Below are 20,425 nucleotides of genomic sequence, written 5' to 3'. Positions count from 1 at the left end.
GGGTAATTAAGCGGGTGTTTCGTCTGGAATTAAAGGTTGCGACTGCCGGATGGGAAGTACGATACTGAACGTGGTACCTTCATAGGGCTTGCTTTTGGCGCTGATCAGGCCTTTGTGCTTATCCACAATTTTCTTGACGATCGCCAGCCCGATACCTGTGCCTTCGTACTCACGCTGGGTATGCAACCGCTGGAAAATGGCGAAAATCTTGCCGAGGTAGATTTCATCGAACCCGATGCCCCGGTCCGCGATGCAGATCCGGATGTAGTCCCCCTGCGTGGTCCAGGGGGCAGCCAGGTCGCCCTCGGCGATGTAGCCGCCCCGGATGGTGACCAGCGGCGGAATACCCTTCTGCGAAAATTTCAGGGCATTGCCGATGAGATTCTGGAACACCTGGCGCATCTGGCCGGGTATGGCCTCTATGGGGGGCAGGGGTTCGGCCCTGATCACCGCATTCTTTTCCGAAATGGCGATTTCCAGGTTCTGCAGGGTGTCCTGCAGCAACTCGTTCAGATCGACGGGTTCGAAAAGCGAAAGGGCCGACAGCCTGGAATAATTCAGCAGATCGTTGATCAGCTTGCGCATCCTTTCGGCGGAGGCGTTGATCTTCTGTGAAAGCTCAGTGGCTTCTTTCTGGTTGGCGAGGTACTTCGATTCCAGCAGCTGCCCGAAGGTGATGATCTTGCGCAGCGGTTCCTGCAGATCGTGCGAGGCCAGGGAGGCGAACTGGGCCAGCTCGGTATTGCGGACTTCAAGCTCGCCGTTGGCCAGCCGCAACTCCCGGGTCCGCTCCTCCACATGATCTTCCAGCCGCGCATTCAGGTCTTCGAGAGCCCCCTGGGCTTGTTTCCGGTTTTCTATTTCGTCCCGTAGGACCATTTGAATATTCTGGAGTTGCCGGGTCTGGTCGTACAGGCGGCAGAAGGTCTTTACTTTCAGCAGCAGCAGGTCCGCGTCGAAAGGCTTGGTGATGTAGTCCACCCCGCCCGAAGCGTACCCTCGGGTGATGAACCGCTTGTCCACATTGACCGCCGACAGGAACAGGATGGGAATATCCCGGGTTTTGCTGTACCCCGTGATGGTCTCGGCTACTTCGAAGCCATCCATGCCCGGCATCTGGACATCCAGGATGATCAGTCTGTACTCTTTCTTAAGTATTTTCAACAAAGCTTCCTCACCGGAAGCGGCGGTGTCCACGTCATAGGAATTCAGCTGCAGGAGGGTTCTGAGCGAGTAGAGGTTATCCTGGGTGTCGTCGACAATAAGGATCATGGGCGGGGAATAAAAGCCAGACTTATCAGCAGCCCTGCAGGTAACTTACTTAACTGGATCTTTTGCTTCATCTTGCCAGACTTTACAAACCAGAGGGATGTCAGCCGAGACAACACGGCAGGTAGGGGTATGTTTGCGGTAAAAGTAAGGATTTTCCTAAAAAGGATCGCTGCAAAACGCCAAAGTCAGTGTCCGCCGCCCACAAAACTCGGCTCCCCGGCGGCCGTCCCTTCCTTAACTTGAAAAAATAGGGGTTCTTCTTCCAACATGGTATTGTTGGGGAATTCAATTTGTTGCAAAATTTTATAAAATTAACCGCACAAAAGCGGCCTGACGTATCTTGGCCAAAGACACTTCGTTGGGTGTATTTAAAAAAGGTACACAAACCGTCATGACTTGACTGCGAGCCTTTCAAATCGCCCTAGGAGCGAACAAATCACTCACCTCACTCATTTAACACCATCACCAGCCTGATAGTCTAGATACCGGTACACTGTGGCTCGACAAATGCCCAAAAGTCGGCCAATTTCTTCCGCCGTCTCGTCTCCCGCGTCATATAGTGTCCTTGCAGCTTTCGCTTTGGCCAAAGTTGCCTTACTCAATCCTTTCGAGCGTCCTCCCAATCGGCCCCGGGAACGAGCTGCCGATAGTCCCGCCTGGGTTCGTTCCCGTATAAGATCCCGGCGGTGCGCCGGTGCGCTCGAACTCGGCAAGTGGGGTAAACAAGTTGAAGACCAACCGCCCCTGCGCGGTAGTCGTATTGATGGCGTCATTCAAACTCCGAAAACCTACTCCCTTATCTTGAAATTCATTGATGAGGGTGATAAGTTCTTTCATAGAAGGTCCCAACCGATCCAGCTTCCACACCACCACCGTGTCGCCTGCCCGCACCGAGTTAACCAGCAGTCAGAGTTGAGGGCGCGCCTTAGCTGAGGACACCTTTTCCTGAAAGATCCCTTCACATCTGGCCCGTCCAGGTCGTCGAGTTGAAGGTGGAGCTGCTGGTCCTGCGTGGAAACGCGAGCGCAGCCAATTGGCATAGGTAGGTTGATTGTTCGCGCGAAACCCATCCGGAGGACAGATCGCGAGACATTGTTTATTGAGATGGCAAGGTAAGGCAGTTTTTACTATCTTCCCGCCCCTAAACAATCCGCCTGTTTTCCGTATCAAAAAACGGGCGGTTTTTTCTCCATGGTTTCCCGGCCGTAGAAGGTTGCTTTTATGGTTAAGCCCTCTGCCAATGATTCCGAGGGATTTTTGCTCTTTCAATGCGGGCTTTCTGGCACAGTTATAGCACGCACGCTGTACGGCTAGGTGAGGGTGAGTTCAGCGCGGCGGTTCGCCCGAATCTCCGGGGTTTGAAAAACAAGTTCTACTGGAAAGCAACTGCTTCGGACGGATAGCTGCACGGGAATTATCAATTCGTTGAGCAGCTGCCGCTCGTAAAATATTTCTGACCAGCGTGGCTCGACAATCTTGGCTTTCAGTTTCATGTTTTTGGGATTTTTCCTGAATGCAATCGAGTCCCTTACTTTCATGATCTTACAGAAGTTTGGTAAGGCTATTTTAGGGTAATATATTTCAGAACTACCTGTGAAACAGTAAATTGAAAGAGAATTTTAAGCGGCAATTGAATTGATTCGCGAAGATCGATTGATTTGGATAAGAGAACCCATAAAAAATATAACTAACTATTTACTAGAGACGATACGCTTTACATGACTTTGAATCAATCTATCCAATTTATTCACAAGGACAGAATACTTTCGATCACTTGCCAGATTCACCATTTCTCCCGGATCAGTCTGAATGTCGTACAATTCCCGAAAATTCTCCTGATTCAACTTCGCATCCTCGTAGGTCACGATGTAACGAAATGCACCTGAAACGACCATCAAATTGGGCTGGGCTCCGCCGTAACTGCCCAGTCCTTCGTACACAAAGGCTTCCCGGACTCCTTTAACTTTATCCGCTAAGACCCCCTTCAAACTTTCCCCGTGCACATTGGTCGGCGATTTGATTCCGGCCAAATCCAGAATAGTCGGCAGCAAGTCGATGTTTAAAGCCAGGCTCGAATTCGCCGAAGGCACGATGCCCGGCCCGGCGATAGCCAGGGGTACGTGGGTGCTGGGCAGGTAGGGGAGGACCTTGCTGGTGAATCCGTGGTCGCCCAACATCCAGCCATTGTCGCTCATGAAGACAATGTAGGTGTTATCGGTAATGCCCAATTCTTCCACTTTCTGCAAAATGCTCCCCACGAACGCATCCATCTCCGTAATCACTGAATAGTAGTCTTTGGTGTGCGCCTGAATTTTGTCCACGGCCGGATAGCCGTATTTAAGTGCCTGGGTGCGGTTGCGGACGGTTTTCAGGTATTCAGGTTTTCCGTTTAGGTCATCGTTTCTGTTAGCGACGACGGGCATGGCGGAGGACTGATACCGGGCGCGGATCGAATCGGGGGCGGGCCAGCCATGCTGGTCGTCCATGTGCGGGAGTTGGGTATTATGGAAAAGAAAAAATGGTTGGGATTTAGCCCCGGCCGAACGCGGCCCGGCCGAACGCGGCCCGGCCATCTCCAGGAAATCAATGGAGCGCCGGGCGCAGTACAGGTCGCAATGCTCTTCGGGTTGGATTATTTTTCCGTTGTCGTTGATTTTGCGCCCGTGGTAGGGCCCGTTGCCGTGGAAAATCGTGGCGAAATCAAAACCCAGCTCCTGCGGTGACTGATCTACGTGCCATTTGCCCGATACGCCCGTGAAATAGCCGGCATCTTTCAGGTAATTGGCAATGGTCCGCTCCCCTTTGTTTAGCTCACTGCCGAGTTCCAGCACCCCATTGGCGCTCCCGTAGCGGCCCGTCAGGATGGCGGCCCGGCTGGGACTGCATAGCGAGAATACCACGTGGGCGTTGGTGAAATTCTTGCCGCGTTTTATGAGGCGGTCCAAATTGGGCGTCCTGATAACCGGATTACCGTTTTGCTGCACGGCGTCGAACCGCTGGTCATCGGTGAGGATGACGACGAAATTAGGCCTTGACTGGCTGGTGGCCCAAAGCGGAAACAGTAAAAAGGACAGCAAGACAGCGGGTAAAATCCCTTTTTTCATGGCGGATACCTTTTAGTTCGTCAAGAGGTTAACCTTAACAGTGTTGAACGAATCGTTGTCCTTTCCTCTTCCGGCTCCGGTGAAGGTCATCGTCAGTTCCCGGCCCGAAGCGTCCATCCATTTGGTGGGAAAGGTCCAGTAGAAAGTGTTGGGAGGTACTTCTGCCGCCCGCTCGTGGCCAAATTCTGTTCCTTTACCTCGCGAGAGGTAGCTGACCGTCGCCCACGGACCCCAGGGCGTCGGGCCTTCGAACAACCCAAAATTGCCCCGTTCGCCGAATTCGTGTTCGGTGGTGAGCAGGTAGCGTTTCAAGCCGGGGTTGTAGCTGATGCCGATGGTCATTCCCACGCCGTTTTCGTCTTGGAAAACGGCCTTTTTTTTATTCAAGTCTTTGGTCCAAAGTGCCTTACCGCCACGCTCTCCGGCGTAGAATTCGTAGGATTCGCGCTGCATGAGTTGGTCTTTGGGAACCCGCGCCAGATAAATGAGGCCCGGCTTGTGCAACTCGCTGGCCCGCCCCGCCGTGTCGGGGATGGCGTTGGGTTTTACGAAGTAGTGATACACGTAATTGTTAAGCGCGGAGGGCCGCCCCGCGTCGGCGTAGTCACGGCCGTATTGTAAGATGTTGCCACCGACCAGGCCGTCTGCATTCGTGACCGCCCAGTCGGCGGCTTGCCAGCTTGCGCCTTTGTCATCGGAGCGGTGGAGCCGCGCTTCTTTGGCGATTTCGCCCCAGTTGCCCCAGCCACCGGGTTGATCGGGATGCACCCACATATAAAGTACTCCCGCCACGCTGACGATGCCCCAGCTTTTTCCCTTAATCGTAGCGGTACTTTCCGAGTTGTCGGCGTGGCCGTAACGATTGACGCCCCGGTAGTTGTCGGCCGGGCCCTCGATGCGAGCGACGCCCAGCGAAACGCGGTGCTTGCTATTAGTGCCGCCGAAGCCGCCACCGTCACCCCAGGGACCGTAAAGGTGGCCGTCGTCGGCCCAGGTCAGGGCGAAGTTGTCGCTGCCGACGGCGTGCCGCTGGTGGGTGGACCAGTCGATTTCGATGCCCCGGATTAGCTTGCTATGGGAATAGGGCAGGGATTGAGAAAAACAGCTTAGCGCATTGGGTGTGAAGAAAAGGAGCAAAAGGAAGACTCTCATTTTATAATCGGGGGCGATAGGTAATGGTTTTTTGAAAACATCCATCGACTCAATAGACACATGTGACCCTTTTTCTCCCTGAGCCGAAGGAGTGCTTTTTCTTTAAAAAAGCTAATCATTTAAAAATAAAACAAAAGTGATACTCGGGGTATTTTCGGGCGGCTGTGTCTAGTAAGTAGGAGGATTCACCCATTTTTTTGAGTCAAGGTAGGCTTCCCAGCATCTTTTTAAAACACTAAACCATTCTGAATTATGCCAAAAAAACTCCCTAAACTTTTACGAAACAGCCTATTCCTGGGGGCATTCCTACTATTTAGTATGTCGGTTAGTTTTGCCCAACAAACCATCACTGGCAAGATCACCGACGAAAATGACCAATCCGTACCGGGAGCCAACGTCTTTATCAAGGGAAGTACCACGGGTACCACTTCGGCGGCCGATGGTAGTTTCTCGATTCGGGCGGCTTCCAGCGATACGCTGGTCTTTAGCTTTCTGGGCTACAAGATGGCCGAAAGGCGCGTGGGCAACGCCACCACGCTCGACATCAGCATGGAGCCCGACGCCCGCACCTTGAACGACGTGGTGGTAGTCGGCTACGGTACTACCCGCAAGTCAGACCTGACGGGTTCGCTGGCTTCTGTCACGGCCAAAGAATTTGAAAAGCAGCCGCTCACCCGCATGGACCAGGCCCTGCAAGGCCGCGCCGCCGGGGTGCAGGTCAACCAGACCAGCGGCGCGCCGGGGGCGGGCTTCAAGATCAGAATTCGCGGGGCCAACTCCATCAGCGGCGATAATGCCCCGCTTTACGTGTTGGACGGCCTGGTGGTGGGCGATATCAATTCGCTCAATGTCAATGATATTGCCTCGATGGAAGTACTGAAAGACGCTTCCGCGACGGCCATCTACGGATCACGCGGGGCGAACGGCGTCATCCTCATCACCACCAAACAGGGCCGCAAAGGACCCGCCAAGGTGGAGTTCGGCTATTTTACCGGCATCTCCAATGTGGTGCAGAAGTTGCCTTTCATGACGCCCGCCGAGTTCGCCGAGGGCGTGAACTTTGCGGAGGGTAAGGAATTCTATACCCCGCAGGAAATTGACGCCCTGCGCAACGGGGGCGGGGAGAACTGGCAGGAGCGCTTTTTCAAAACCGCGCATTCCAACAACTTCCAGTTGTCGGTCAGTGGCGGCTCCGATGCGATGGACTACTTCATTTCCGGCAATCTCTACGACACGGAAGGTACGATTATCGACCAGGACTACCGCCGCTATACGCTGCGGGCGAACGTTAACGCCCAGGCTTCCAAAAAGATCAAAGTGGGGCTGAATACTTTCCTCAGCCACGAAAAATCCAGCGGCAACCGCGTGAGCCTTTCGGGTGGCCTGACCTGGGATCCCACCACCCCCGCCTACGACGCCGACGGCAATTTTAATTTTAACACCATCAAGCCCGGCGTGGGCAACGGCGGCATCAACCCTTTGGTAGGGCCGCTCAACAATGTCCGCGATGCGTACGACAACCGGGTGACGCTGAGCGGCTACGCCAACTACGATATTTCTAAAAACCTCGTTTTCAATGTGTCGGGCGGCCTCGACCGCTTCGAGTCGGAGGCCAACAGCTACGTGCCACTTTTTGTCAATAACGTGGGCAATGCGCGGGTTTTTAATAGCAGTGTCACCCGACTACAAAACACCAATCGCCTGACCTATACCCTCGATAGCAACCCGAATCACGTCCTGAAAATAGACGCCGTCCACGAACAACAGCTCGTGACCCGGCAATCCCTCGAGGCCACAGCCAGTAATTTCTTTTCGGACCTGACCGCCTACCGCGACCTCTCGCTGGGTTCCATCCAGCGGACACAGAACAACCAGTCGGACGAGAGTTTGCAATCGTTTCTGGGGCGGGTGAACTACGCGCTGTTCGACCGCTTCCTGTTTACGGCTTCGGTACGGGCCGACGGTTCCAGTAAGTTCCGGCCCGGCAATCGCTGGGGCGTCTTCCCATCGGGTTCAGTGGCGTGGCGGCTGATCGAAGAAGACTTTATCAAAAATATCTCCACCATAAGCAACCTCAAGGTACGGGCCAGCTACGGGCTAATCGGTAGCCAGGCCATCGGGGCGCGGGCCACACGGGCCATCCCCATCGTCTCGCCCGACGTCAACTACCCCCTTACGGGCGGCAGCAACACGGTAGGCGTGGCGCCTTCCAGCCGCCTGGCCAATCCCGATCTGACGTGGGAAACCACCCGGCAAACCAACCTGGGCGTGGACCTGGGCTTGTGGAACTCGCTGCTGACCCTCTCGCTGGACCTTTACCACAAAAAAACCACCGACCTGCTGCTCAACTCCCAGTTGCCTTCCTTCGTGGGGCCGACCGTCGTGACGCGCAACATCGGCGCTGTCGAAAATAAAGGCTTCGATATCTCGCTGGGACTGCGCGTATTGCAAAACGATGATTGGAACATCAATTCCACCCTGAACGTATCGCGTAACCGCAACAAGGTACTGGCTTTGGTAGATGACAAACCAATTGAACTGGGCAACGAGTACATCGGTACCACGTTCCCCGTTAATCCGACGCGCGTCGAGGTAGGCAAGCCCATCAGCAGTTTCCGGGGTTATCTTTTCGACGGGGTGTATCAACTGGACGAAGCGGACGAAGCCGCCAAATACGGACGTAAGCCCGGCGACGCCAAGTACCGCGACCTCAACAACGACGGCATTATCTCGACCGACGATATCTCTACCATCGGCGACGGTAACCCCAACTTCACTTGGGGCTGGAATTGGGACGTGACCTACCGCCAGTGGAATCTGAACTTCCTGCTGACGGGATCGCAGGGTAATGACATCTACAACTTCCAGCGCGGCCGCATGATGGGCCTGGGTTCGGGCCAATTCCACGCGGTTCATGCCGACTACCTGAACCGCTGGACCCCCGACAACCCCTCGAACATTCCTTCCAGCCGCAATAGTATAGAACTTCTTTCCTCACAATTCCTCGAAGACGGCTCCTACACGACGCTGAAAAGCGTGGCTTTTGGCCGCAGCTTCGAGGGCGACCTGCTGCGCAAGGTGGGCATCAGCCGACTTCGTCTGTACCTGAATGCCGATAATCTGTTCATTCTTACGAAGTACCGGGGCTTTGATCCCGAAACTACCGCCTCGGGCGGCTCCGACGTGGATTTGGGCATCGATTACAGCACCTATCCCATTAACCGAAGCTTTACGCTGGGCGTGAATGTGACGTTTTAACTTATAGGAGGAAGGGAGGATGGAGGAAGGGATAAGAGGAATCCATATTTGACGAATAAACTTTTTACTCCTATATCCACGAGCGACCCCGCCCTTTCCTGCTTTTTCCTTCAAAAACAACCTTTTCCAAAATGAAAAAACATATCAACAAATTCTTTCTGCTGGCTTTGGCAATGTTTGTAAGCCAGTCCTGCATCGACCTCGAAGAGGACATGAGCAGCATCCTGACAATTGAGAACCTGCGCACGGAAAACGATGTCGTGGCGGCGCTAACACCCATTTATCGACAGCTGTACGAAACCCACCGGAACCCGCACTACCTGCGCACGGCCACTTACGGGGCCGACGACTTGACAACCTGGGAGGCGGGGAACAAGGCTCCGCTGCGGGTCTTTGACCGCTTCGACTACGGCAGCGGCGAAAACTCCGACATCATGTGGCTCGACCATGCCTGGGACCAGTACTGGCGCATCATTTATTTCTCCAACTCCTTGATAGATGGTCTGAAAACGGCCAATGCTCCCGTCGCCATTGTGAAAGAGGCCGACGCGGAGGCCCGGTTTTTCCGGGCGCTGAGCTATTTCAATTTAGTGCGTACCTATGGCAACGTCCCCGAAATCCTGGACGGCGAGGCACCGACCGGCAAAGAGCAGCGGGCCACGGTTTTGCAAAACTACCAGCAGATCGAAAGCGATTTGCTGATCGCCGAGGCCAACCTGCCCAAGCCCGGTGCCACGGCCAGCGTCGGGCGGGTTTCGTCCGCCGCCGCCAAAACGCTGCTGGCCGACTTGTACCTAACCTGGGGCGGTTGGCCCGTGAAGGATGCTGCCAGGTACCCGCTGGCGGCCAAGAAGGCCAAAGAGGTCATCGACTTGAATTTTTTCAAACTCCTGCCCATCGACCAGTTGTGGCGGCTGGAAAACCAGAACAGCCGGGAGTCCATTTTTGCCGTACAGTTTTCGCCCACCGAGGACCTGCGGTCCAGTTTCCCGACGGCATTTAGTTTCCACGAAGCGCGGGGTTATTCCGACGCCTTTCCCGAGTTGCAGTTTTTCCGGGATTTCCCCGCCGGCCCCCGCAAGGATGCCACCTTTGCCACGGAAATTCCGCAGCGGAGTGTAGCCAGCGGAGCCATCGTGACCCGTAACCCCGCCACGTTGCCATGGGAGAAATCGCAGCGCGCTCATCCCATGTACAAGAAGTTTACCCTTTCGGAAGACATCACGCGTGGTGACCGGACGGTCGGCTACCGGGCCGTGGAACTGTACCGCTACGCCGAGGCACTACTGATTTTTGCCGAGGCCCAGGCCCGCGTGGGCGAGACCGCCGCTTCGGTCGAGGCGCTGAATCAGGTGAAGCGAAGAGCGGCGGGTCTGCCGTACCTGACGCCTAACGCAAAAGTCGATGTCACAACGGCCACACCGAAGGAAATTGTGGCCGAGCGTGGCTGGGAACTGGCCGGGGAATACAAGCGCTGGTTCGACCTGGTGCGAACCGAATCGGTGGCGGAAATTGCCGCCAAGCGTGATCCGAAGGAAAATGTGGACCTGGTCAGGATGCCGACCGATGCGCAGTATATCGCGCCCATTCCGTTCCAGGCTATTTCAACGAGCGAATTGGTTCAGAATCCGGCGGGTTTTAAAATAAAGTGACGTGGCAGTAGTATGAGCATCCAGCCGATTCTTGAATGACATCGCCAGAACGGACTGGAAGCCCGTACCAAAAAACGCCGAATTTTCATAAAATTTTAGAAAATAAATCAATATCGACTCGGGGTATTTTCTCTGGGCTGTGTCTATATGTAAAGAGACGCACCCCTAATTCCTACGATACATTATGCAGGTACCGGCACCCAACCAATCGACCGAAGAGCCTTCCGGCATCAAGCCGCTTCTTTTTTCCGAACAGGAACAGGGCGAATCTGAGAATGATCAGGACACCATTCGCGATTCGGAATTATTCATTAGGAAAGCCTTTGAGGAAAGTCCCCGCAAGGGCTGCGAACTTTTGTTCCGGCGCTTCCATACGGTGCTATGCAGCCACGCCGTGCGCTACGTTTATTCCAAAGAACTGGCGGAAGATATTGTGAGTGAGGTCTTTTGCAAATTCTGGAAGAAAAAAAGCTACGAGTCGGTTACGAGTTCTTACCGCTACTACCTCTTCCGCAGCGTGCGGAACGAATCGCTGAACTACCTCCGGCAACGGTTCCTGCAAAACGAAGGCATCGAGGCGGCGGAAGCGCATGCTTCCTCCCCGGCCCACAGCCCCATTTTGGCCACGCAGTACGAAGAGGTGGCCGCCCGGGTCGAGCAACTCGTCGAAGAACTGCCGCCGCAATGCCGCCGTGTTTTCCTGCTCAACCGTTTCGAAGGAATGAAATACCGGGAAGTGGCCGACGAGTTGGGTGTGTCGATCAAAACCGTGGAGACCCATATGAGCAAGGCTCTCGTTGCCATGCGGGAGGGGTTACGGGATCATTTGTAATAATTTTCAACAAAAACATAATGAGACACTCAGGGTAGCTGAAGCGGCTCGTGTCTATGAATATAGCGTACAAGACCACCTTATCGAAATGAAAATAACGAAACAGTTGATTCTCGACCACTTCGACCGCAAGACCTCCCCCATGCAGCGGGAGCGGATCGCGGAATGGGTGAAGGAAGAAGCCAACGAGGAGCAGTACTACGAATGGCTGGAAGAGTGGGAGCGGGGGCACCTGCAGTATGATGCCCCGACCGACCCGGCGATGAACCGTTTCCTGCAATTCGTGGATGCCCACCCGCAGCCCGAACCGCTGGTAGTGGCGGAGGAAAGTGCGGTCGAATCAAGTGGAAACCGTCGAATCTGGACCCGGTGGACGGTGGCCGCTACCGTGCTGCTGCTGCTGGGACTGGGCGGCTGGTTGTTCCGCGATGACATTTTGTACCAAAACTACCGAACGGCCTACGGTGAAGTGAAAAGCTTCACGCTCGGAGACGGCAGCGCGGTCAAGCTGAATACCAACTCCGCGTTGCGGGTGCCGCGATGGAGCTTTGGCCGCGACACTCGGGAGGTGTTTCTGGAAGGTGAGGGCAGCTTCTCGGTGACGCATACGGCCGACGACCGGGAATTTATCGTCCATACGCCCCGCGACCTGGACGTGGTGGTTCTGGGAACTGAATTCACGCTCTACGCCCGCGAACACAACTCTCGTGTGGTGCTTGAAAAAGGGAAGGTGCGGGTGCAGTACCGGGAGGCCGAGCAGCAAAAGGAAATCACGATGCAGCCCGGCGACCTGGTCACCCTGAACCGGGACAATGAGGCGAAGCTCAGCACGACCCAACAGGCGAAGCAGTATTCCGAGTGGGAGGAGATGCGCTTCGTATTTGAAGAAACTACGCTGGAAGAACTCGCCTACCAATTGCGTGACGACTACGGACTGGACGTGACGGTTGAAGGAGAAGCCCTCGCCCGTCGGGAGTTCATGGGGTCGTTTAAAGCCAAAGATGTGGACGAACTACTGTTGACGCTTTCCGAACTGCTCGACATCCGCGTAACCCGGCAGGGCGACAAGGTGTCGTTTTCGGAGAAAAGATAAACGCCGATACAAAATTCCTCCCCCAATGAAAAAGACCATTATCCAATTTGTCATGTCGGGTGTTTTTGCGGCTCTGGTGACAGGAGCATCGCCCGGATTTTGCCAAAACCTGGCTTTCGCCCAGGGGGAGCCTCCGCAAAGTACCAGCGCGCAGCAACCCGCAGCCAAAGACCTGAAAGAAGTTCTCGACCAGTTAAAGACCCTTTACGGAAAGGATATACTTTTTGAAATAAAAACCGTCGAAGGTTTGAAGGTGCAACCGGATGTTGTGAAGAAAGCTGACGGTTTTGAAAAGAACCTGGAGCGCGTCTTGAAATCCGCCGGGCTGCGATTCAAAAAAATGAACGAGAGCAGCTACTTGATTCTGAGTAAGTCGGAGGTGGAAAAAGCCACCAAAACGGCCCGGTTTCAGGCTCGGCAGAACAGAAATTCACCACTTGGAAATCCCGTAAGCCGCGAAATCGGTGACCTGGTAAATCCGCTGACTGCCCGTGCGCAAACTGCCCCCGCCGAGCGCACGATTACGGGACGGGTGCGCGACGAGAAGGGCGAAGGGCTACCCGGTGTAAGTGTGGTGGTACAGGGCGGTGCGCGCGGCACCACCACCAATACCGAAGGCCGATTCAGTCTGTCTGTCCCCGATCGCGACGTTACGCTGTCATTTTCCTACGTGGGCTACCTACCGCAGGAAGTGACGATCAGCAACCAGTCGAACCTTGACATTACCCTGCTGACTGACGTGAAGGCGCTGGAAGAAGTAGTAGTGGTAGGCTACGGAGCGGTCAAGAAGAGCGACCTGACGGGCTCGGTAGCCAGCGTGAACGAGCAGGAGTTGACGGCTTACCCCGCCGTGAGTGCCGTACAGGCCCTACAGGGCCGGGCGGCGGGCGTCAGCGTGCAGTCCACCAACGGCGAGCCAGGCGGCGATTTCAAGATCAGGATTCGCGGGGCGACCTCGATCAACGCCAGCTCCGCGCCGCTGTTCGTGGTGGATGGGCTGGTGGGTGGTGTCGTACCGCCGCCGGAGGACATCGCCTCCATCGAAGTCCTGAAAGATGCCTCGGCCACGGCGATTTACGGTTCACGCGGAGCGAATGGCGTGGTGATGGTCACGACCAAATCGGGCAAGGCGGGCAAGGTGCAGGTAAGTGTCAACAGTTCGTATTCACGGCAGCGGGAAATCAACCGCCTGAATCTGCTTTCGGCCCGGCCCTTTGCCGAATACATCAACGAAGCCCGGGGCCGCGACTACTACGATCTCAATAATCTGGAAGCCGACACCGACTGGCAGTCGCTGATTTATCGGCCAGGCTATACCCAAAACCATCAGGTGTCGGTGGCCGGAGGCAAAGAAGGGGTAAAGTACTACGTGTCGGGCGTGTTTTACGACCAGCAGGGCGTGATTCACACCTCGAAGTACAACCGGATGTCGCTGACGACCAACCTGGCCTTCGATGTTTCGAAATGCATCAGCCTGTCGCTCAATTCGCTGATGTCACGCACCAAGCAGGACGGCGTGTACAGCCAGCGCACCTCCGCCGCCGCCGATCCGGGCGTGACTACGGCGGCTTACCGCTTCGAGCCAGCCGTCGGGGTGTTCGACGCCGATGGTAACTACAACGTATCAAAGATTTACGCCGCACCCTCCGATAACCCGCTGGCGGTGCTGCGGGGACGGGAAATCGAAAACATTGGGGAAAACTTACAGACCAACCTGCGGGCAACGGTGAAAATACTGAACGGGCTGACCTTCAACAGCACGGTGGGTTTCATTTTCCGCAACGCCCGCAACGGCAGCTACAACAACCGCATCAGCAACCGGGGACAGGATAACGGCGGCATCGCCTCGCTCTCCAACCGCCGGAATTTCAACATACTGAACGAAAACTACCTGAATTACGACAAGACTTTTGCCCAAAAACACCACCTGACGCTAACCGGCGGCTATTCCTACCAAAAATTCCGTAACGAATCGTTCGGCGCGTCCAACGCCGGGTTCATTTCCGATGCGTTCAGCTTCTGGAACCTCGACGCGGGTACGGTGCTGAAAACGCCCAATTCCGGTCTGAGTGAGTCCGAAATCGCCTCCTTTTACGGGCGCGTCAACTACAACTTCGCCGACCGCTACCTCCTCACGGGAACCGCCCGCTACGACGGGGCGTCGCAGTTTAGCGCGGGCAACAAGTGGTCGTTCTTTCCGTCGGGGGCTTTCGCCTGGAACGTGAGCAACGAGGACTTTTTTCCTAAAAACCGGGTACTTTCCAATGCCAAACTTCGCATTAGCTACGGTTTGACGGGCAACCAGGCCATCGTTCCCTACGAATCGCTGGCGCGGTTGTCAAACAGCTTTTTCGTGGTCAACAACGCCATCATCAACTCGGTGCGGCCCACGGCCATCGCCAATAAGGACCTGACCTGGGAAACCACTGCGCAGTTCGACGTGGGCCTGGATTTGGCTTTTTTGCAAAACCGCATCGACCTGAGCGCTGACTATTACGTCAAGAACACCTCCGACCTACTTTTCCGGGTGCCGATTCCGGCTTTCTCGGGCTATTCCAGTCGCCTCGAAAACATCGGAGAGGTACAGAATAAGGGTGTAGAGTTTATGATTTCTTCTAAAAACTTGGTGGGTACTTTGAAGTGGAGCAGCAGCTTCAACATCACTCGCAACCGCAGCCGGGTAGTCTCGCTGCCCGGCGGCACGGACATCATTTACGCGGGCGCACCTTCCAACATTATTAATTCTGCCTTGCAACACGCCATTCTGCGGGAGGAAGCGCCCGTCGGCTCGTTCTACGGCTACGTCTATGAGGGCGTTTACCAACAAGGCGACAACTTCCTGCCCGGTGGCGGTTTCGAGCAGGTGGCGGGAGGTGAGAAATTCGCCGACCTGAATGGCGACGGCAGGCTCAGCGCGGAAGACCGCCAGATTATCGGTGACCCCAACCCAAGATATACCTGGGGACTGAACAATGACTTTTCTTACAAGGGATTCAGCCTGAATGTGTTTTTCCAGGCCAGCGTGGGCGGCGACATCCTCAATCTGACGCGGCTGGAACTCGACCGCCTCAACGGCACGACCAACGCCACCACCGATGCCCTGCGCCGCTGGACGCCTACCAACACCGACACCGACATACCGAAAGCCACCGACAACCGCAACAGCCGCATCTCGACGCGTTTCGTGGAGGATGGCTCTTACGTGCGCTTAAAGAACCTGACGGTGGGCTACGATTTCGCGCTGGGTTTGCTCAGCAAGCTGGGCATTCAGAAGGCTCGGCTCTACGTCAGCGCCCAGAATATTCTCACATTTACAAAATACAAAGGCGTGGACCCAGAAGTGGCCTTTAACTCCGACGGTACTGCGTCCGGTAATATCAACCTGGGCCTGGACTACGGTAGTTATCCTAATATCAAGTCGGTGACGTTTGGGGTGAATTTGGGGTTGTAAACCCTTTTGGGTTAAGGGATTGTTTATTTAGAATTTTAAGGGTAAAAGATTCAACACTATACACACACTTTGATAATACAATTTTTAAATGTAGTGCCGGAAATATGCTTCAAACCGTGCTTCAATCCAGCTAAAAATTAATGCTTCTATATATGAAAAGACTGACATTGCACCTGACGTTTTTGGCTGTTGTTGCTGCGCACTCCTCCTGCACGAACTTGGAAGAAAAACCTATCGGGTTGTTGGCCCCAGAGTCATTCTTTAAGTCTCCCGGTGATGTGGAAGCGGCCATCATGGGAGCCTACGCCGAGTACGCTGCCGTGGCCATCTATAGCAATACTTTCGCCATGACGATCATGGTGCGCAGCGACATGGTCGATATCGGTGACCGCAACACCAGTGCCGACCGCATTCAGGTCAACGAGTTTTCCATCGATCCCAGCAACAACAACATTTCCGAAGCATGGGATGCGTTCTACCGTTCCATTTCAGCGGCCAACACGGCCATTCAGGGAGCCAAAAGCATTAACGCCGACGAGAAAATTAAGAAAAAACTGGAAGCGGAGGCACGGTTCATCCGGGCGCACTCCTACTTCCAACTGGTGCGGATGCACGGCGCGGTGCCCTACCTCGACCGTCCCGTCGAGAGCGCGGCGGCCCTGGACAGCGCCAGCCGCACGCCCGCCAATGTCATCTATAACCACATCGAGGCCGACCTGAAATTTGCCAAAGAAAACCTGCCCGACCAGCAGCCGGGCGGCGTCCGCAACCGGGCCACCTCCGGCTCGGCGGCTACCGAACTGGTGGATGTGTATCTGACGCTGAAAATGTTCGACAAGGCGGCGCAGGAGTCCCGTTACGTCATTGGCAAGGCGGGTGCCTACGGCTACGAACTGGAAAAAAACTACCAGGATCTCTTCAACGGCGACCTGGCCAATCGTCTGCGTGAACCCATCTTCAACATCGATTGGCAAAACGGCTTCACCGACTACCCCTACCAAGCCGACTGGCTGGCGGTGCACACCCGCATCAAAGACTACAAACCACGCAGCACGTCGATCGTTGTGCCGTCGCTCGCCGTTTACAACTCTTGGGACGGGCGCGACTACCGTAAGCGCGTCAGCTTCGAGGACTCGGTGGTCATCAACGGCAAGCTCACCGCCCTAACCGACACGAAATTCACCGCTCCACGCCCGCACATCGCCAAGTACTTCCGCTACCCCGGACCGCAGGAGGCCGGCAACGACCGCCGTACCGACAACGATTACCATATCTACCGCTACGCCGACCTGCTGTTGATGGCGGCAGAGGCCATCGCTGAGTCGGAAGGAGCCAAAGCGGAAGCCATCGGCTACGTCAACCAGGTACGCAAGCGCGCCCGCTTCAACGGCAAGACCGAAACCAAATTCCCGGCGGATATCCCCGCTACGGTGGGCAAGACCGAGTTGATCCAAATTATTCGCGAGGAGAGGCGGCTCGAATTGGCCTTTGAAATGAAACGCTGGTTCGACATCCAGCGCTGGGGAATTTTGAAAGAGGTATTCGAAGGCGCAAACTCTTTGGAACCGCATAAAGTGGATCCGGCCCGCGACTACCTGTTCCCGATTCCGCAGACGGAAATCGACGTGACGCGGTTCAAGCAGAATCCGGGGTATTAATTTTGAGCGGCAAAGGCACAAAGTGATGCGTCGTGCAGAAGTATCCAGCCCGTAGTTTACCGACCTAATAAACAGTCGAAAAGCCCTGAAAGGGCGGAGTAGCTCTCTGAAAATAGTTTTCAACCCGGAAAAATCATGAAAAAATATTTTATAAAATTCCTTCTCCTGTCGGTAATCATTCTTTTTGGGGAGACGCTTTTGGCGCAGGAAGTTGCGGGCGCTCTCCATTGGGAATCAGCAAGCATCCTGCCGAAGCTCTCCCCCGAATTTTATATAAAAACCACCGAATCCGGTAGTCAGGTGCTGGGTATCAAAACCAACCGTAAAAATCAGCACGGACTGTGGAAAGCTTCGGTACCCGTGGAAGGCGGACACTTTTACGCGTTTTCCATTAAAAAGCAAGTCAGTAACATCGCCGACGTGCGCAGGGCCACGCCCGTCAATATCCATTGGCTCAATGCTGCTGGCAAAACCGTGTTGCGCGATCGCGATTACAACGACAAGCGCCTTGGGTTGGAAACCTTCGTTGATCCTGAGGCCGATTGGCCCTGGACAGCCCGGCCCGAGATTCCGTACCGGGAAAAAGTTAACGAGGATGGTAGCGTTACGGTCGCTTCGGTATTTAAGGCTCCGGCCAATGCCACCCATGCCGTGGTGGAACTGCATCTACGCTGGGATGGTGGTGCCAAGGTAGAATGGCGGGATTTCTCGCTGCAAAAAACCGCTTCCCCCGCCAAGCAAAAGGTGAAAGTGGCCGCCGTTTTTCAGCCCTTCAAGACAGTGCCGAAAGTCAAGACTCCCGAGGCGGCCGTCCGACTCTTTGCGCCATTTATCAAAGAAGCCGCCGACAAGGGAGCTAAGTTGATTTGTCTGCCGGAGGTGCTGACCAAGAAATTTACCGATTTGCCCAATGACCAGGTGGCCGAACCCATCCCCGGCGGAGCTGCCACCAATGCCTTTCAGGAATTGGCCAGACAAAACAATATGTATATCGTGGCCGGAATGGTGGAAGGTGATCGCGACACGCTCTACAACACGGCGATCCTGGTGGGACCGGAAGGCTTCATCGGTAAGTACCGCAAGGTAGTGCTGACGCTAGCCGAAGCCAACGCGTCGGGCCTCACGCCGGGCACGGACTATCCGGTATTTGACACTAAAATCGGCAAAATCGGCATGATGATCTGCTACGACCTGTACTTTCCCGAAGTGGCCCGCCAACTCAGCCGTAACGGGGCCGAGATCATCGCCATGCCCATCGCCGGGGGAAACCCGGTGCTGGCCCAGGCCCGCGCTATCGAAAATCAGGTGTACTTGGTCACCAGTACTTACGACGTACGTGGTCCCTGGATCAAGACCGCCATCTTCGACTACGACGGGCAGATGCTCGATCAGACCGACAAGCCAGGGACGCTGGCTATCGCCGAAGTCGAAATCAGCGAACTACCCCGCTACTGGGGGCACCTGGGCGACTTAAAGGCGGATATTTTTATTCAGGAACCGAAAAATTAATTGAGAGTGGATAGTTGATAATGGATAATAAAAAAAAAACCTTTTGTCTTTGCTTACTTTTATTATTGGTTTATCCGGCTTTTTCCCAGAACTCGCCTGATAAATCCCGGCCCAATATTGTCATCATTCTGGCGGATGATATGGGGTACGGAGATTTGGGGTGTTATGGGGCCAAAGGGATTACGACGCCCCGGATCGACGCGCTGGCGAAGCAGGGGGCGCGGCTGACCGCTTTTTATTCCAACGGCCCCGAATGTACGCCCACCCGTACGGCCCTGCTTACGGGCCGCTACCAGCAGCGGGCGGGCGGACTGGAATGTGCCATCGGGCTGGGCAACATCGGGCGTTATCCCGAGGCCAAGGCCCTGTCGGACAAGGGCGAACTGGGGCTACCGACCGATATGAGCGCGCTGCCGACGATGCTGAAGGAGCGTGGCTACCGCACGGCTATCGTGGGTAAATGGCATTTGGGTGAGGGCGCAGCTTACCGTCCGGCGGCCCACGGCTTCGATTACGCCATCGGTCCCCTGGGTGGAGCGGTGGACTACTTCCACCACACCGAACCCGTAGGCGTTTTCCTGGGAACGATGATGGAGGGCAACCACGACTTCTACCGCCAGGATCAGCCCCACCAGCGTGCGGGTACCTACATGACGCACCTGCTCACTAATGAGGCAGTGGAGTGGCTCAACATCCAGAAGAAAGAAGAACCTTTCTTTCTCTACGTCCCCTACACCACGCCGCACGAACCCTACCAGGGGGCCGACGACTACCAGCCCGATAAACTCGGCATGGACCGCTGGTCGAAGGGCGACACCAAAACCTACGCCCGCATGATCGAAGACCTCGACCGGGGCGTCGGCCAGATTCTGGACAAGCTAAAAGAAAAAGGCTTCGCCGAAAATACGCTGGTCGTTTTCTTCTCCGACAACGGCCCGACCACCATCGGAAGCGCTGGCCCGTTCTCGGGCAACAAGGGACACGTTTTCGAGGGCGGCATCCGGGTACCCGCCATCGTCCACTGGCCGGGAAAAGTACCTGCGGGGGTAGTTTCCGACCAACCCTTTATCAGTATGGACATTACAGCTTCGCTGGCCGCGCTCACCGACGCTAAGCCGCGCCACAAACTCGACGGCGTGGACATGGTGGGTCACTTGGTCTCTGGTAAAAAGGATTACGACCGCAACCTGTTCTGGCGCAAGAAACGCGCCGCCCAAGTCCGCTCCGCCGTGCGGTCGGGCGATTTGAAATACATCCTCGACATCGACGAAGGCAAGCGCGACGAGTACCTCTTTGACCTGAAAGCCGATCCCGGCGAGAAGAATAACCTGCTGCAAAAGCGCCCCGCCGACGCCGAACGGCTTAGGAAACTTCTGCATGAATGGGAGGCGGAGGTGAAGCCGGAAAGAATGTAGTGCCGTCAGCTATCGGCTTGATTTCGAAC

General features: G+C 55.3%; 14 protein-coding genes. 8 read left to right on the top strand and 6 right to left on the bottom strand.

Annotation, left to right across the window (positions count from 1 at the left end; all coding sequences use genetic code 11):
* Positions 1–6: 6 nt before the first annotated feature.
* From IE117_RS24635 to IE117_RS24615, 6 genes are all read right to left on the bottom strand, one after another.
* Complete coding sequence (locus IE117_RS24635; RefSeq protein WP_189568493.1) at positions 7–1,272, bottom strand: sensor histidine kinase; 1,266 nt, start codon at positions 1,270–1,272, stop codon at positions 7–9.
* 449 nt (positions 1,273–1,721) lie between these two features.
* Entirely contained in the window at positions 1,722–1,859 is a 138-nt protein-coding gene (locus tag IE117_RS26490; protein WP_308439303.1) for a helix-turn-helix domain-containing protein, read from the bottom strand.
* Between the two features lie 7 nt (positions 1,860–1,866).
* A complete protein-coding gene (locus IE117_RS26485) occupies positions 1,867–2,163 on the bottom strand; it encodes a recombinase family protein (RefSeq protein ID WP_308439302.1) in 297 nt (98 codons plus the stop codon).
* Between the two features lie 419 nt (positions 2,164–2,582).
* Positions 2,583–2,810, bottom strand: a complete 228-nt coding sequence (locus IE117_RS24625; RefSeq protein ID WP_189568490.1) for a hypothetical protein — start codon at positions 2,808–2,810, stop codon at positions 2,583–2,585.
* A 153-nt stretch (positions 2,811–2,963) separates the two neighbouring features.
* Complete coding sequence (locus IE117_RS24620; RefSeq protein WP_189568487.1) at positions 2,964–4,376, bottom strand: sulfatase-like hydrolase/transferase; 1,413 nt, start codon at positions 4,374–4,376, stop codon at positions 2,964–2,966.
* Between the two features lie 12 nt (positions 4,377–4,388).
* Positions 4,389–5,528: a glycoside hydrolase family 183 protein gene (locus IE117_RS24615; RefSeq protein ID WP_189568484.1), complete on the bottom strand. Its 1,140-nt coding sequence runs from the start codon at positions 5,526–5,528 to the stop codon at positions 4,389–4,391.
* A 252-nt stretch (positions 5,529–5,780) separates the two neighbouring features.
* Between IE117_RS24615 and IE117_RS24610 the strand changes: the two genes are divergently transcribed.
* The 8 genes from IE117_RS24610 to IE117_RS24575 all read left to right on the top strand — a co-directional run bounded on the left by IE117_RS24610 (position 5,781) and on the right by IE117_RS24575 (position 20,396).
* Positions 5,781–8,786, top strand: coding sequence for a SusC/RagA family TonB-linked outer membrane protein (locus tag IE117_RS24610; protein WP_189568481.1), 3,006 nt, complete (start codon positions 5,781–5,783; stop codon positions 8,784–8,786).
* A gap of 131 nt (positions 8,787–8,917) precedes the next feature.
* Positions 8,918–10,438 carry a RagB/SusD family nutrient uptake outer membrane protein gene (locus IE117_RS24605; RefSeq protein WP_189568478.1) on the top strand — a complete coding sequence of 507 codons (1,521 nt, stop codon included), beginning with the start codon at positions 8,918–8,920 and terminating at the stop codon, positions 10,436–10,438.
* A gap of 181 nt (positions 10,439–10,619) precedes the next feature.
* Positions 10,620–11,270, top strand: coding sequence for an RNA polymerase sigma-70 factor (locus IE117_RS24600; protein ID WP_374757981.1), 651 nt, complete (start codon positions 10,620–10,622; stop codon positions 11,268–11,270).
* A gap of 88 nt (positions 11,271–11,358) precedes the next feature.
* Positions 11,359–12,363, top strand: coding sequence for a FecR family protein (locus IE117_RS24595; protein ID WP_229581436.1), 1,005 nt, complete (start codon positions 11,359–11,361; stop codon positions 12,361–12,363).
* Positions 12,364–12,388: 25 nt separating this feature from the next.
* Positions 12,389–15,814: a SusC/RagA family TonB-linked outer membrane protein gene (locus tag IE117_RS24590; RefSeq protein ID WP_189568472.1), complete on the top strand. Its 3,426-nt coding sequence runs from the start codon at positions 12,389–12,391 to the stop codon at positions 15,812–15,814.
* Positions 15,815–15,966: 152 nt separating this feature from the next.
* The gene (locus IE117_RS24585; protein WP_189568469.1) at positions 15,967–17,472 is read left to right on the top strand and encodes a RagB/SusD family nutrient uptake outer membrane protein; all 1,506 of its coding nucleotides are present in this window, start codon (positions 15,967–15,969) and stop codon (positions 17,470–17,472) included.
* A gap of 135 nt (positions 17,473–17,607) precedes the next feature.
* Positions 17,608–18,981, top strand: a complete 1,374-nt coding sequence (locus IE117_RS24580; RefSeq protein ID WP_189568466.1) for a carbon-nitrogen hydrolase family protein — start codon at positions 17,608–17,610, stop codon at positions 18,979–18,981.
* A 20-nt stretch (positions 18,982–19,001) separates the two neighbouring features.
* Positions 19,002–20,396, top strand: a complete 1,395-nt coding sequence (locus IE117_RS24575; protein ID WP_189568463.1) for a sulfatase-like hydrolase/transferase — start codon at positions 19,002–19,004, stop codon at positions 20,394–20,396.
* The last annotated feature ends 29 nt before the right edge of the window (positions 20,397–20,425 follow it).

This window comes from Persicitalea jodogahamensis, assembly GCF_014651615.1.
Taxonomy (GTDB): Bacteria; Bacteroidota; Bacteroidia; order Cytophagales; family Spirosomataceae; genus Persicitalea; species Persicitalea jodogahamensis.
This window is presented reverse-complemented; position numbering and strand designations above follow the sequence as displayed.

Bases quoted from the DNA above. Each gene is read 5' to 3' on its own strand.
- IE117_RS24575 (WP_189568463.1), top strand. From the start codon at position 19,002: ATGGATAATAAAAAAAAAACCTTTTGTCTTTGCTTACTTTTATTATTG.
- IE117_RS24590 (WP_189568472.1), top strand. From the start codon at position 12,389: ATGAAAAAGACCATTATCCAATTTGTCATGTCGGGTGTTTTTGCGGCT.
- IE117_RS24625 (WP_189568490.1), bottom strand. From the start codon at position 2,810: ATGAAAGTAAGGGACTCGATTGCATTCAGGAAAAATCCCAAAAACATG.
- IE117_RS24615 (WP_189568484.1), bottom strand. From the start codon at position 5,528: ATGAGAGTCTTCCTTTTGCTCCTTTTCTTCACACCCAATGCGCTAAGC.
- IE117_RS24585 (WP_189568469.1), top strand. From the start codon at position 15,967: ATGAAAAGACTGACATTGCACCTGACGTTTTTGGCTGTTGTTGCTGCG.
- IE117_RS24610 (WP_189568481.1), top strand. From the start codon at position 5,781: ATGCCAAAAAAACTCCCTAAACTTTTACGAAACAGCCTATTCCTGGGG.
- IE117_RS24620 (WP_189568487.1), bottom strand. From the start codon at position 4,376: ATGAAAAAAGGGATTTTACCCGCTGTCTTGCTGTCCTTTTTACTGTTT.
- IE117_RS24605 (WP_189568478.1), top strand. From the start codon at position 8,918: ATGAAAAAACATATCAACAAATTCTTTCTGCTGGCTTTGGCAATGTTT.
- IE117_RS24595 (WP_229581436.1), top strand. From the start codon at position 11,359: ATGAAAATAACGAAACAGTTGATTCTCGACCACTTCGACCGCAAGACC.
- IE117_RS24580 (WP_189568466.1), top strand. From the start codon at position 17,608: ATGAAAAAATATTTTATAAAATTCCTTCTCCTGTCGGTAATCATTCTT.
- IE117_RS24635 (WP_189568493.1), bottom strand. From the start codon at position 1,272: ATGATCCTTATTGTCGACGACACCCAGGATAACCTCTACTCGCTCAGA.